The 14258-nt window shown below is 61.3% G+C and carries 13 protein-coding genes; 9 read left to right on the top strand and 4 right to left on the bottom strand.

Features of this window, described 5'->3' with window-relative positions:
• Positions 1-16 precede the first annotated feature (16 nt).
• Positions 17-499, bottom strand: a complete 483-nt coding sequence (greA, locus tag B5F27_RS00065) for a transcription elongation factor GreA (RefSeq protein ID WP_087247659.1) — start codon at positions 497-499, stop codon at positions 17-19.
• Positions 500-747: 248 nt separating this feature from the next.
• A complete protein-coding gene (locus B5F27_RS00060; protein WP_087363705.1) occupies positions 748-2832 on the bottom strand; it encodes an elongation factor G in 2085 nt (694 codons plus the stop codon).
• 389 nt (positions 2833-3221) lie between these two features.
• Between B5F27_RS00060 and B5F27_RS00055 the strand changes: the two genes are divergently transcribed.
• Both B5F27_RS00055 and argF read left to right on the top strand, forming a co-directional pair.
• A complete protein-coding gene (locus B5F27_RS00055; protein WP_087363702.1) occupies positions 3222-3701 on the top strand; it encodes a dCMP deaminase family protein in 480 nt (159 codons plus the stop codon).
• A 104-nt stretch (positions 3702-3805) separates the two neighbouring features.
• Positions 3806-4804: an ornithine carbamoyltransferase gene (gene argF / locus B5F27_RS00050; RefSeq protein ID WP_087363699.1), complete on the top strand. Its 999-nt coding sequence runs from the start codon at positions 3806-3808 to the stop codon at positions 4802-4804.
• Positions 4805-4910: 106 nt separating this feature from the next.
• Here argF and B5F27_RS00045 read toward each other — a convergent pair whose 3' ends face one another.
• Complete coding sequence (locus B5F27_RS00045) at positions 4911-5468, bottom strand: biotin transporter BioY (protein ID WP_087363696.1); 558 nt, start codon at positions 5466-5468, stop codon at positions 4911-4913.
• Positions 5469-5553: 85 nt separating this feature from the next.
• On the opposite strand from B5F27_RS00045, the gene B5F27_RS00040 reads away from it, so the two are divergent.
• The gene (locus B5F27_RS00040; protein WP_087363694.1) at positions 5554-6132 is read left to right on the top strand and encodes a hypothetical protein; all 579 of its coding nucleotides are present in this window, start codon (positions 5554-5556) and stop codon (positions 6130-6132) included.
• Positions 6133-6136: 4 nt separating this feature from the next.
• Here B5F27_RS00040 and B5F27_RS00035 read toward each other — a convergent pair whose 3' ends face one another.
• Positions 6137-7036: a LysR family transcriptional regulator gene (locus B5F27_RS00035; protein ID WP_087247647.1), complete on the bottom strand. Its 900-nt coding sequence runs from the start codon at positions 7034-7036 to the stop codon at positions 6137-6139.
• Positions 7037-7177: 141 nt separating this feature from the next.
• On the opposite strand from B5F27_RS00035, the gene B5F27_RS00030 reads away from it, so the two are divergent.
• The 6 genes from B5F27_RS00030 (at position 7178) to B5F27_RS00005 (ending at position 13672) form a co-directional block, all read left to right on the top strand.
• Positions 7178-8560: an MATE family efflux transporter gene (locus B5F27_RS00030; protein WP_087363691.1), complete on the top strand. Its 1383-nt coding sequence runs from the start codon at positions 7178-7180 to the stop codon at positions 8558-8560.
• Positions 8561-8796: 236 nt separating this feature from the next.
• On the top strand, positions 8797-10014 hold the full coding sequence (locus tag B5F27_RS00025) for an ABC transporter substrate-binding protein (protein ID WP_087247643.1): 1218 nt from the start codon (positions 8797-8799) through the stop codon (positions 10012-10014).
• A 203-nt stretch (positions 10015-10217) separates the two neighbouring features.
• On the top strand, positions 10218-11096 hold the full coding sequence (locus B5F27_RS00020) for a branched-chain amino acid ABC transporter permease (RefSeq protein WP_087247641.1): 879 nt from the start codon (positions 10218-10220) through the stop codon (positions 11094-11096).
• 13 nt (positions 11097-11109) lie between these two features.
• Positions 11110-12123: a branched-chain amino acid ABC transporter permease gene (locus B5F27_RS00015; protein ID WP_343214616.1), complete on the top strand. Its 1014-nt coding sequence runs from the start codon at positions 11110-11112 to the stop codon at positions 12121-12123.
• Positions 12116-12955 carry an ABC transporter ATP-binding protein gene (locus tag B5F27_RS00010; protein ID WP_087247639.1) on the top strand — a complete coding sequence of 280 codons (840 nt, stop codon included), beginning with the start codon at positions 12116-12118 and terminating at the stop codon, positions 12953-12955. The genes B5F27_RS00015 and B5F27_RS00010 overlap by 8 nt, the downstream gene beginning before the upstream one ends.
• A gap of 3 nt (positions 12956-12958) precedes the next feature.
• Entirely contained in the window at positions 12959-13672 is a 714-nt protein-coding gene (locus B5F27_RS00005; RefSeq protein WP_087247637.1) for an ABC transporter ATP-binding protein, read from the top strand.
• Positions 13673-14258: the final 586 nt, after the last annotated feature.

Below are 14258 nucleotides of genomic sequence, written 5' to 3'. Positions count from 1 at the left end.
TACCTCCTGTACCGGCTTAACCCTTGCTGTGGGTGATGGCCAGCACCTTGCACACTACAGTATGGCCCGCGGGCAGCAGAACCTCGGCTTCTTCGCCCACAGCCTTGCCCAGCAGGGCATGGCCCACCGGGCTCTCGTCGCTGATCTTGCCGTTGAGGGGGTCTGCCTCGGTGCGGCCGACGATGTCGTACTCTTCCGGCTCCTCGTCCTCCATCTGGATGGTGACGTGGGTGCCCACCGAGACAGAATCCACGCTCAGCTCGCTCTCGTCGATGACGCGGGCGTTCTTAATCATCTGCTCCAGCTCGGTGATGCGGTTCTCCACCAGGCCCTGGGTGTTTTTGGCCTCGTCGTACTCACTGTTCTCGGACAGGTCGCCGTGGCTGCGGGCTTCCTTGATTTCCTCGGCCAGCTCCTTGCGGCGTACCGTCTTGAGGTATTCCAGTTCTTCCTGTACGGCCTTGAGGCCGGCAGCAGACATTACGATTTCCTGTGCCATGGATCTGAATCTCTCCTTATGCTCGAAATATGCCCGCGGGGCTCTGGGCGCCGCGAGCTGAGGGCTGTTTTTCGGGGTGCATCGGCGCCCGGGCGGGCCGGCCGGCACTCTAACCTCTCCATTATAATAGCAACCCTGCGGGATGTCAACCAAAACACATCGCAGATACGGTACAAAAAAGACCCCGCCGGCAGAGGGAATTGCCGACAGGGTCTGGTGGATGTCACAATATGGGTTCAGAACAAGGATCAGTCGTCGCTGCTCTCGTCCAGGTTGCCCAGTTTGCGGGCCTGCTCCACCACCGAGGACACCAGGTTCTCGGGCAGGATCTCATAGCGGGCGAACTCGCGGGTAAACCAGCCGCGGCCCTGGGTGGTCTGACGGATGAAGGTGGTCAGGGTGGTGATTTCGGACAGGGGGATCTCGGCGATGATGGTCTGGAGGCCGTCCTCATCCGGCTCCATGCCCAGCACGCGGCCGCGGCGCTTGGTCACATCGCCCATCACGTCGCCGGTGTTGTCGTTGGGGACGTGGGTGCGGACGGTATAGATGGGCTCCAGGATGACGGGGCCTGCCTCAGGCATAGCGGCCTTGTAAGCCAGCTTGGCGGCCATGATGAAGGCCATTTCCGAGCTGTCCACCGGATGATAGCTGCCGTCCAGCAGGGTGGCCTTCAGGCCCACCACCGGGTAGCCGGCCAGAATGCCCTTTTCGGCGGCCAGGCGGACGCCCTTCTCAACTGCCGGGAAGAAGTTCTTGGGCACGCTGCCGCCGAAGACATTCTCCTCAAAGAGGATGGCCTCGCCGTCGCAGGGCTCGAACTTGATGATAACGTCGCCGAACTGGCCGTGGCCGCCGGTCTGCTTCTTGTGACGGCCCTGCTTCTGGACCAGCTTGCGGATGGACTCACGGTAAGCGATCCGGGGAGCCTCCAGGCCGATCTCGACGCCGAACTTGTTCTTCATCTTGGCCTTGACCACATCCAGATGCTGCTCGCCCAGGCCGCCGATGATCTGCTGATGGGTCTCGGCGTTGTTCTCATAGCTCAGGGTGGGATCTTCTTCCATCAGACGGGCCAGAGCACTGCTGATCTTGCCCTCGTCGCCCTTCTTGGCCACGGTGACGGCCATGAAGAAGCTGGGCTGCGGGAAGACCGGTGCGTCCAGGCTGACCACGCGGGAAGGATCGCAGAGGGTGTCGCCGGTGCGGGCGCTCACCATCTTGGCCACCGCGCCGATGTCGCCGGCGCAGATTTCGTCGGTATCAATCTGCTTTTTGCCGCAGATGAACATGGGCTTGCCCAGTTTTTCGGTGTCGCCGGTGCGGGCGTTCACCAGGCTCATGCCGGCGGTCACGCGGCCGCTGACCACACGCAGATAGCTCATCTTGCCCACGAACGGGTCGGCCACCGTCTTAAAGACATAGGCCGCGGTGGGCTCGTCGGCCTTGCAGTGGAGCTCCACCATCTCGCCGTCGGCGTTCTCGGCGGGGATGCCCTCGGCGTGGGCCGGGCTGGGCAGCAGCTTCTCCATGTTGAACAGCAGCATATCCAGCGCCTGCATATTGACGGCGCTGCCACAGAACACAGGGGTAATCAGGCCGTCCTTGACGCCCTTGCGCATGCCTTCCACGATTTCCTCGGTGGTGAAGGGCTCGCCGCCGAAGAACTTCTCCATCAGCTCGTCGTCGGTTTCGGCGATGGCCTCGCTCATGGCCTCGATCAGGCCCTGGAACCGGTGGCCGATGTCGGGCAGATCCACCTGGATCTGCTTGCCGCTCTCATACTTGAACGCCTTCTGGCTGAACAGGTTGATGTACACGCTGGTGCCGTCATCCAGACGGGCGGGCACCACGCAGGGGCAGATGCTGGAGCCGAACTTAATCTTCAGGTCCTCCAGAATCTGGAAGTAGTTGGAGTGCTCCAGATCCGACTTGGAGACAAAGACCATGGTGGCCTTGTTGTTCTTGCGGGCCAGCTGGAATGCCTTCTCGGCGCCCACGGTGACGCCGCTGCGGCCCGACACGCAGACCAGGACGCTCTCGGCGGCCCGGATGCCCTCGTACTCGCCGGCCTCGAAGTCAAACAGGCCCGGCGCGTCGATCAGGTTGTACTTGATGCCTCCGAACTCCACCGGAACCACCGATGCCGACAGGCTGGCTCTGCGCTTTGACTCCTCGGGGTCAAAGTCGGAGATGGTGGTGCCGTCTTCCACGCGGCCCATCCGCTCGGAAGCGCCCGAAAAATAGACCAGTGCCTCAGTCAGCGTCGTCTTGCCGCTGCCGGCATGGCCTGCAATCAAGATATTGCGGATATTGTTGCTTGCGTATTTCATAACGGTCTTCCCTCATTTCCGCCTGGCGGGACTTCTCTCCGCTTTTGTGGCATATTTTACAAAGATAATACCACAACTCTCCCGGAATTTAAATCATTTGTCCCACATTTGGCCTCCAAAGTTCCCGGGTTGGTTTTGTGCATTTTGTCAGCGAGCCGATTGCCGATTGTTTTTTAAACGCTGTTACGGTATAATGTCTTTACCAATTCCAGGGCCTTTCAGGCCCTGAACCGCCCCGCCGGGCCGGTTTCAGGGCTGCCTGTTGAGACAGGCGGGGCTTTTGCGAAAAAATTTTGCCGCCGAAATTGTGCGGAACGACGAAAACTTTGACCGGAAAGGAGTTTACGGCAGGGCGCCCGACTCCCCTGCGCCCCGCCCGTACCATTGCTATGAAACGCAGCGACTACATCAACTGGGACGAATATTTTATGGGCATCGCCATGCTCAGCGCCATGCGCTCCAAGGACCCCAACAGCCAGGTGGGGGCCTGCATCGTCAGCCCCGAGAACAAAATCCTCTCTCTGGGCTACAACGGCATGCCCACTGGCTGCGACGACGACGCCATGCCCTGGGACCGGGAAGGCGATCCCCTGGAGACCAAATACATGTACGTCTGCCATGCCGAGCTCAACGCCATCCTCAACAGCGCCCACAACAACCTCAAGGGCGCCCGGATTTACGTCACCCTGTTCCCCTGCAATGAGTGCACCAAGGCCATCATTCAGTCGGGCATCAAGGAACTGGTGTATTACGGCGACAAGTACCACGACAGCGATTCCAGCATCGCGGCCCGGTTCATGCTCCAGAAGGCCGGGGTCCGTGTAACCCCCTACCGTGCCACCGGCCGGGAGGTCACCTTCACACTTTGAGAAACCCCGCTTGACACAGGCCCGGTCTGCGTCGTATAATGAAATGCATATTTATCCAATAATTTTCATTAAATGCAGCATATATGCAGAAAGGGGACTTTCCTGTGAATTTGAAAGGACGCAGCTTTTTGAAACTGCTGGACTATACCCCCGCCGAGATCGGCGGTCTGATTGACCTGGCGGCCGACCTGAAGGCCAAAAAGAAGGCCGGCATCCCCCACGACACCCTGCGCGGGAAGAACATCGCCCTGATTTTTGAAAAGACCTCCACCCGCACCCGGTGCAGCTTTGAGGTGGCGGCCCACGATCTGGGCATGCAGGTGACCTACCTGGACCCCCAGGGCAGCCAGATCGGGAAAAAGGAGTCCATCGCCGACACCGCCCAGGTGCTGGGCCGGATGTTTGACGGCATCGAGTACCGGGGCTATGGCCAGGAGATCGTGGAGGAGCTGGCCCATTACGCCGGGGTTCCGGTGTGGAACGGCCTGACCAATGAGTTCCACCCCACCCAGATTCTGGCCGACTTTTTGACCATCCGGGAGCACTTCGGCAAGCTGGAAGGGATCAACTTTGTCTACTTCGGGGATGTCCGCTACAACATGGGCAACAGCCTGATGGTGGGCTGCGCCAAGATGGGCCTCCACTTCACCGCCTGCGCCCCCAAGAAGTACTGGCCCGACCCCGACCTGGTGGCTCAGTGCCAGGCGGTGGCCGCCGAGACCGGCGCCACCATCCGCTTTGAGGAGGACCCCATGAAGGCCGCACAGGGCGCCGACGTCCTGTACACCGACGTGTGGGTGTCCATGGGTGAGCCGGTGGAAGTCTGGGCCGAGCGGATCGCCGACCTGGCCCCCTACCAGATCAATGCCCAGCTGATGGCTGCCGCAGGCCCCCAGGCGGTGTTCATGCACTGCCTGCCCGCCTTCCACGACCACAAGACCACCGTGGGCAAGGAGATGGGCGAGCGGTTCGGCCGGGATGCCATGGAAGTCACCGACGAGGTGTTCCAGAGCCCCCAGAGCATTGTGTTCGACGAGGCTGAAAACCGGATGCACACCATCAAGGCGGTCATGGCCGCCACCCTGGGCTACCAGGAAGCTTAAACAAAACAGCAAAGGCCGCAGCGTTTTGGGCTGCGGCCTTCTTGTTGTATTATAATAATGAAAGAGATTCACTTTTTGGCTCAAAAAAGCGCGCAAGTTTCAGCTTTCAGCGGCCAATGAGTCCGGCCTGCAGGAGCCGTGCCCGGATGGGGCTGCCCACGGCCGAGGACAAAACCACCTTGACCAGGTCAAAGGGAATGAAGGGCAGCACGCAGACTCCCAGAGCATAGGGCAGGGTGCAGCCCATCTGAACGATGAACCAGGCGGTGCCGAAGGCATAGCTGACGGCGATGCCGGCGATCATCCCCAGGCTGGACCAGACGGGGCGGCCATGGCTGCGTTCCACCACCCAGCCGCCGATGGCGGCCTGGGCCACAAAGCCGACCAGATAGCCGCCGGTGGGGCCCAGCAGCTTGGCCAGCCCCCCGCCGTAGCCCGAAAAGACCGGCAGGCCCACCGCGCCCAGCATCAGGTAGACCGCCACGCTGGCGGCGCCCAGCCGGGGGCCCAGCATCCAGGCGGCCAGACAGACCACCAGGTTGGTCAGAGAGATGGGGATGGCCCCGATGGGCACCGACAGGGGGCCCAGAATGCACATCACGGCGGCCATCAGGGCCGTGACGGTCAGGTGCGAAGCGGTTTGTTTTTTATCTTTCAGCGTCATGAACAGTCCTTCCTTTCTTTTTCCAGTATAAAAAATGCGAAGGAAAAGGTCAAATGCAAAATTGTGAAAAAAGGAGCGTGGTTCGATGGGCGGCGGAAAAGTAACCCGGCCCGACTTCGGGCTGGGGCAGCCCGACCCGGGGCATCCCATGACAGAATTCTATACCCTTGTGCTGGAGGGGCTGGAGCAGGCCGAGAGCTTTGCTCTGCCGGGCCTGTACGCCCGGTTTGACCCGCCGGCCTGGCCCATCGAGGCCCACGAGGCCCGGGACTGGTGCAGCCTGTCTCCTGTTCTACGGGAGGGTTTTACCCAGATTGTGCCGCCGGGGCGGCTGCGGGTACTCTACAGCGAATTGCGGTGCACCGCCGCCGGGTCGCCCTCGGCTCTGGTGCTCACCCAGGAGGGCACCCGGACCAGCTGCGCCCTGCGGCTGCTGCCGCCCTTCCTCTGGCCCTCGGAGGAAGAAACCCCGGCCTGGCCCGACTGTGCCATGGCCCTGACCCTGACGTTAGGGCCCCGGGCGGTGGATCTGGCCGACGCCAATCCCGCCGCTCTGGCCCGTCAGCTTATCGAGAACCCCGAGGGCAAAGCCTGGGTGCAGCATCCCAAGCTGGACCGCTGGCTGGAAGCCCAGGGCGCCCGCTGGCAGAAGCTGTGGCGGTAACCCTTCACTGGGCCGAGGCAGCCCGGAGCATCCGCTCCAGTTCCATGGCCGCCACGCTCAGGGGGCGGCTCTTGTCCTTCACCAGGCTGATGTACCGGACCGGGGGCGGGGTCTGGAGCTCCAGCTGGACCACATCCTTTTTGGCCAGGGCCTCCCGGGCAAAGTCCTCGGGGACGAAGGCCACCCCCAGCCCATAGCAGACCAGAGGCAGAATCTGGTCGGTGGTGGCGGTCTGGACGTCCGGCTCCAGCATGGCCCCGTGTTCTGCGAACAGCTGGGCATAAAAGGCATAGGTGGAGCTGTCATGCCCCAGGGAAATCAGGGGCAGCCCGGCGATATCCTCATAGGTGAGGCGCCGGCCCGCCAGATAGCCGTATTCCGGCCCCGCCACCAATAAGTCGTGGAACGGCCGCAGCCGCTGTTCGGTGAGGGGGGCGGTGAGCTCCCCGCAGGGGGTGCCCACCACCGCCAGCTCCACCAGGCCCGACCGCAGCGCCGCGATGGCCTGTGGGGTGGAATGGTTGGTGATCTGAAGCCTGACCCCCGGATACCGCCGCTTGAAATCCCGCAGCACCGGCAGCAGCAGCCCGTGAAGGGCTGTCTCGCTGGCTCCAATGGCAATCTGGCCGCTGTGCAGGCTCCGCCGGCTGGCCAGCTCATATTCGGCGGCCTGCAGCTGTTCCTGCATCACCTGGACGTGGGCGTACAGCCTCTCCCCCTCGGGGGTCAGGGTCACCCCCCGGTGGCTCCGCTCAAACAGGCGGCACCCCAGCTCCTGTTCCAGCAGGTTGATGGTGCGGGTGATGTTGGGCTGGCTGCCATGCAGCGCCGCGGCGGCCTGGGTGAAGCTGCTGTATTTGGCTACGTAGTAGAAAATCCGATAGTAGTCATACGGTACCGACATGAGCGCGTATCCTTTCATATCATGTGGATATGGTTTTTATATAAAACATATATTTTACATATGCTCTCCAAAAAAGTATACTATCTTTCGGCAGAAATTACAATAGCTCTGTCTGTGCAGCATCTGTAAGGAGGAATATCTGTGAATAAGGATTTGACGGTGGGCAAGCCGTCCACTGTGTTGTGGCAGTTTTGCCTTCCCATGTTTGGCAGCATCGTCTTTCAGCAGCTTTACAATATTGCCGACAGCCTGGTGGCAGGCAAATTCGTCGGCGAGGACGCCCTGGCGGCCGTAGGCAACAGCTATGAGATCACCCTGATCTTCATCGCCTTCGCCTTTGGCTGCAACATCGGCTGTTCCGTCATCGTGTCCCGGTTCTTCGGCGCAAAGCAGTACGAGGACATGAAAACCGCCGTCACCACTTCCCTGATCGGCTGCGCCGTCCTGGTGGCCGCCCTGATGGCGGTGGGCCTGTTCGGCTGCGACGCTCTGCTGGAGCTCATCAACACCCCGGAGGAAATCCTGGCCGACTCGGCCCTGTATCTGGACATCTACGTCCTGGGCCTGCCCTTCATGTTCTTCTACAACGTGGCCACCGGCATCTTCTCGGCCCTGGGCGACAGCAAGACCCCCTTCCTGTTGCTGGCGGCTTCCTCCACCAGCAACATCTTCATGGACATCCTGTTCGTCACCGCCTTCCACATGGGTGTGGCCGGCGTGGCCTGGGCCACCTTCCTGTGCCAGGGCGTCAGCTGCATCCTGGCCATGTGGGTGGTGGCCAAGCGGATGATGGGGATTCACACCGAAACCAAGCCCGCCCTGTTCTCCTGGAGCATGCTGGGCAAGATCTCAGTCATCGCCATCCCCAGCATCCTGCAGCAGAGCTTCATCTCGGTGGGCAACATCGTGATTCAGAGCACGGTCAACAGCTTCGGCGCCAGCGTCATCGCCGGCTACTCCGCTTCGGTCAAGCTGAACAACCTGGTCATCACCTCCTTCACCACCCTGGCCAACGGCATCTCCAACTACACCTCCCAGAACCTGGGCGCCGGCAAACCTGACCGGATGCGCCAGGGCTATCTGGCCGGCATCAAGCTGGTGTGGGCCCTCTGCGTGCCCCTGGCCGGCCTGTACTTCTTCGCCGGACGCCAGCTGCTGTTCCTGTTCATGAACGAGCCCACCGGCACCGCCATCGACACCGGCATCCTGTTTTTGCGGATCGTGGCCCCCTTCTACTTCCTGGTGTCGGTCAAGCTGGTGTCGGACGGCGTGCTCCGCGGCTGCGCCCTGATGGTCCAGTTCATGATCTCCACCTTTGCCGACCTGATCCTCCGTGTGGCCCTGGCCATCGGCCTGTCCGCCACCGCTCTGGGCTCGGACGGCATCTGGCTGTCCTGGCCCATCGGCTGGACCGTGGGCACTGCCCTGTCCCTGTTCTTCTGCCTGCGGGTTATGAACAAGGCCAAGCAGACCCAGCCCGACGCCGCTGCACAGGCAGCCGTCCTTTCCAGCGAAAATATCTGATCCCCTCCGCCCTGGCAGGATCTTCCATCCATGGGATTTGCAGGTGAAATTTGTTAAAGTTCACAATAAAAAAGTCTCATGTATTAAGAAACTATGTCGGGTTTGTGACTTGCGGCGGGCGCTTCAGTTGATTATACTAGAACAAAGCAAGGGAGCTTCAATGGGAGAAGGGGCTCCCTTGTTTGTTCATTTTCAACTGAAATGTTATGAAGCAAGCAAGAAAGAGGGATAATATCATGAAAACGAGCATTTCCCGCCGTCAGTTCCTGGCTGCCGTGGGCGCTGCCGCCGCTGTGAGCGCCCTGAGCGCCTGCGGTTCCTCGTCCAGCAGCTCCACTGCTGCATCCGGCGCGGCTTCCGGCTCCGCCTCCGCTTCGGGCGATACCATCAAGGTGGGCCTGCTGGCCCCCCTGACCGGCGACGTGTCGGTCTACGGCATTGCCGTTGCCAACGGCGCCAACCTGTACATCAAGCAGCTGAACGAGGCCGGCGGCATCAACGGCAAGCAGGTCGAGGTTGTTGAGATGGACGAGCAGGGCGACGCCACCCAGGCCGTCACCTGCTTCACCCAGATGGTGGACCAGGGCATCACCGCTCTGATCGGCGACGTCACCACCACCCCCACCCTGGCTGTCGTGGCTGAGACCCAGGACTACAACATGCCCATGGTCACCGCTTCCGCCACCGCCGAGGCTGTCACCTACGACGCTGAGACCGATACCGTCTACAGCAACGTGTTCCGCACCACCTTCACCGACCCGTTCCAGGGCATCAAGATGGCCGACTACGCCACCGACAAGCTGGGCTACGCCCGTGCTGCCGTCATCTATCAGCTGGGCGCCGACTACAACGAGGGCCTGGCCACCAACTTTGAGTCCGAGTTCGCAGCCAACGGCGGCGAGATCGTGGCCTCCGAGACCTACTCGGCCGGCGACGTGGACTTCCGCACCCAGCTGACCACCATCCTGGCAGCCAACCCCGACGTGGTCTACTGCCCCAACTACTATGAGGATGTGGGCCAGATCCTGTCCCAGGCCACCGACGTGGGCCTGACCGTTCCCTTCCTGGGCGGCGACGGCTGGGACGGCGTCACCCAGTACGCCACCGCAGAGCAGCTGGACGGCTGCTACTTCTGCGCCAACTACGCCACCGGTTCCAATCCCGACTTCGAGAGCGCTTACGAGGCCGAGTACGGCGAGAGCTACCCCAACGGTTTCTCTCCCCTGGGCTACGACGCAGCTCTGACCGTCTGCGGCGGCCTGCAGGCTGCTGAGGACGCCGGCCTGGAGCCCGGTACCGACGAGTACAAGCAGGCTGTCATCGACGGCATCAAGAACGGTTCCTTCGAGGGCGTCACCGGCTCCTTCACCTTTGACGAGTACAACAACCCCGTCAAGACTGCCGCCATCCTGACCTTCGAGAACGGCGAGGCCGTCTTCGTCGAGCAGTACTAATCGGCGTCAAAAGGGCCCGTCCGCCGGGCCTGCGCGCAGCGTTTGCCTGTGCGTCTTATCTTGTTTTTATTGCGGAATACTGCGGAGCAATAAAAACCGTATAGTGCGGAGACCGCTCGAACAGGAAATGCTCGGATGGTCTCCGCTTTTTCATACCCGCCGGATTCCGAGCGTATCATGTCAAAAAGAAAGGAACTGCAACGATGACAGTGTTTTTTAGCCAGCTGATCAACGGCCTTTCGCTGGGCAGCATCTACGCACTGATCGCCCTGGGCTACAGCATGGTGTACGGCATCATCCTGCTGCTGAACTTCGCCCACGGCGACATCATCATGGTGGGCGCCTACATGTCCTGGTTCGTGATGAACCAGCTGGGTCTCGGTCCTGTGACCGCGGTCTGCGCCTCCATCATCACCTGTACCCTGCTGGGCGTGGTGATTGAAAAAATCGCCTACACTCCCCTGCGCTCCGCGCCCCGCCTGTCCCTGCTGATTACCGCCATCGGCGTCTCCTTCTTCCTGGAGTACACCGCTGAGCTGCTGCTGGGTTCGGGCGCCAAGGTCATCCCCTCCTACTTCACCAACCAGGTGTACCGTCTGGGCAGCGTCAACCTGAGCCTCACCACCATCCTGACCCTGGGTGTCATGGTGGTGTCCATGATCGTGCTGACCCTGCTGGTCCAGCGGACCAAGCTGGGCAAGGCCATGCGGGCCGTCTCGGAGGACATGGACGCCGCCCGCCTGATGGGCGTCAACGTCAACAGCACCATTTCCTTCACCTTTGCGGTGGGTTCGGCCCTGGCGGGCATCGGCTCGGTGCTGTACTGCTGCAGCTATCCCCAGGCTACCCCCACCATGGGCTCCATGCTGGGCCTGAAGGCCTTTGTCGCCGCCGTTCTGGGCGGCATCGGCTCCATCCCCGGCGCCATGATCGGCGGCCTGGCCATCGGCGTGTGTGAGAGCATGGTCTCGGCCATCGGCCTGTCGGCCTGGCGCGACGCTGTCACCTTTGCGATCCTGATTGTCGTGCTGCTGGTCAAACCCACCGGCATCCTGGGCCGCAAGGTACAGGAAAAGGTTTAAGGAGGGTTGGACTGTGAGCAAATCGAAATACCGCGCACTGAAAATGCCGGTGCGCTACCTCATCAATACGGTCCTGGTGGTGCTGCTCTTTGTGGGTCTGCAGCTGCTGAGCCAGAACGTCCTGAGCACCTACCAGAACAAGGTCCTGCTGCTGGTGGGCATCAACATCATCCTGGCGGTGTCCCTGAACGTGGCCACCGGCTACCTGGGCCAGCTGCCTCTGGGCCACGCCGGCTTTATGGCGGTGGGCGCCTACACCAGCGCCCTGTTCACCAAATACAGCACCCTGCCTGAGCCCGTGGCCTTTGCCGCCGGCCTGATCCTGGGCGCTGCCGTGGCCTGCCTGTTCGGCGTCCTGATCGGCATTCCCGCCCTGCGCCTGAGCGGCGACTATCTGGCCATCCTGACCCTGGGCTTCGGCGAAATCATCCGCATCACCCTCAACAACATCGACAACGTGCTGGGCTTTTCTCTGTTCTACGGCGCCAAGGGCCTGAAGAACATCCCCAAGTACTCCGACCTGCTGTCGGTGTTCCTCTGCGTGGTGCTGACCTGCTTCTTCATCCACACCATGCTCAAGAGCCGCCACGGCCGCGCCGTCCTGGCCATCCGGGACAACGAAATCGCCGCCGAGAGCTGCGGCATCCAGACCACCTACTATAAAGTCATGGCCTTCTCCTTCTCGGCAGCCTTTGCCGGCCTGGCGGGCGGCCTGTACGCCGGCTATCTGGGCGTTCTGGACCCCTCCGGCTTCGACTTCATGAAGTCCATCGAGATTCTGGTCATGGTGGTTCTGGGCGGCATGGGCTCCATGCTGGGCTCCATCCTGTCGGCCACCGTCCTGACCATCCTGCCCGAGGCTCTGCGCAGCTTCTCCGATTACCGGATGGTGCTGTACTCGGTGGTGCTGATCTTTATGATGATCTTCCGTCCGGGCGGACTGCTGGGCAGCTACGACTTCTCTCTGAGCCGCCTCATCAGCAAGGCCCTCAGTTTCGGCAGCGCGAAGGAGGCACACCATGAGTGAGTTTAAGACCAGCCTGCACAGCATCCCGTCGGGCGGCTTCCTGACCGAACGCGACAAGGACAAGCGCCCGGTGCTGGACGTCCGTGGTCTGGGCATTGATTTCGGCGGCCTGACCGCCGTGGACGACTTCAACCTGATGATCGGCCGCAACGAGATCACCGGTCTGATCGGCCCCAACGGCGCCGGCAAGACCACCGTGTTCAACCTGCTGACCAACGTCTATCAGCCCAGCCGCGGCTCCATCCTGCTGGACGGCATGCCCACCGCCGGCAAAAAGACCTATCAGGTCAACCGGATGGGCGTGGCCCGCACCTTCCAGAACATCCGCCTGTTCAAGGACCTGGCGGTCATTGACAACGTCAAGGTGGGCCTGCATCAGTCCATGAACTACCGTCTGCCGGAGGCTCTGCTCCGCCTGCCCAGCTACTGGAAGCAGGAAAAGCGGACCACCGACGAGGCCATCGAGCTGCTGAACATCTTCCACATGGCCGACCTGGCGGGCAAGCAGGCGGGCAGCCTGCCCTACGGCGCCCAGCGGCGTCTGGAGATCATCCGCGCCCTGGCCACCCGGCCCAAACTGCTGCTGCTGGACGAGCCGGCCGCCGGCATGAACCCCTCCGAGACCGCCGAGCTGATGGAAGTCATCCGCCGGATTCGGGACGAGTTTGACATCGCCATTCTGCTGATCGAGCACGACATGAACCTGGTCATGGGCATCTGCGAGGGCATCGCCGTGCTGAACTTCGGCCGTGTCATCGCCAAGGGCACCCCCGACGAGATCCGCGAGAATCCCCAGGTCATCGAAGCATACCTTGGCAAGAAGGAGGGCTGATCCATGGCACAGACTATGCTGAACGTTGAGGGCATCAACGTCTACTACGGCGCCATCCACGCCATCAAGGATATCTCCTTCCACGTGGACGAGGGCGAGATCGTGACCCTGATCGGCGCCAACGGCGCCGGCAAATCCACCAACCTGAAAACCATCTCGGGCCTGCTGCACAGCAAGACCGGTTCCATCACCTACAAGGGGCAGAACATCTCGGGGATGCGCGCCCACAAAATCGTCCAGGCGGGCCTGGCTCAGGTTCCCGAGGGACGGCGGGTGTTCCTGCACATGTCGGTGGAGGAAAACCTGGAGATGGGCGGCTATACCCAGGACCGCAGCACCATTGCGCCCAACATGGAGAAGGTCTTTACCCTGTTCCCCCGTCTGAAGGAGCGCCGCCGCCAGATGGCCGGCACTCTGTCGGGCGGTGAGCAGCAGATGCTGGCCATGGGCCGCGCCCTGATGAGCAACGCATCCATGCTGATGCTGGACGAGCCTTCCATGGGTCTGTCTCCCCTGATGGTGCAGGAAATCTTCGACATCATCCAGAACGTCCACAAGGAGGGCATGACCATCCTTCTGGTGGAGCAGAACGCTCAGATGGCCCTGTCCATTGCGGACCGCGCCTACGTTCTGGAGACCGGCCGCATCGTCATGGAGGGCACCGGCGCCGAGCTCCTCACCAACGAAAAAGTTCAGACCGCATACCTGGGCGGCTAACCTTCTTTTTCTTGAAAGAAAAAGAAGGCAAAGGCAGCTTTGGCCCGGCGCGTCCTGCGGACGAAACAGCCGGGCCAAAGCTGGCGCAGCGCTCCGATTTTTGCAAGCGCCCGCCGCGGCGCGCTGCAAAAACCGGCCAAGCGCAAGAGGTTTCACTGGGTACCATACACTCTGGCCGCTCTTTATAACGTTTGTGAGGGTTGCAGACTATGCCGCGCTCACGCTGCGTCCGACCTGCGGTCGGGTGCGATGCAAACTTCATCGGGTATCATTGTTCATAGTTGCGGCCTGTTGTGGCGCGAGCCGCGTCTGAGCTGCCAGGTATCTGTATCATTATTTATGGTTGCTATCGGCCTTGTCTGAGCTGCGACGCAAAAACGTCTTGCCTTTCTGACCGGTTTCTCCCTGATTTCCGGTCCAGCCCTGTTTCTTTTGAAACTGCTTCATTCAAAATAAAAAGCCTCTGTTCTATGAACTGAACCAGTAAAAACGGACAATAGACAAAACGCCCCCTGTGTAGGAAAATAAACCTATACAGGGGGTGTTCGTATGTCCAGACAAAAATACACACATATTCAAGTGAAAG

The organism is Faecalibacterium sp. An192 (genome assembly GCF_002160175.1).
GTDB lineage: Bacteria > Bacillota > Clostridia > Oscillospirales > Ruminococcaceae > Faecalibacterium.
This window is presented reverse-complemented; position numbering and strand designations above follow the sequence as displayed.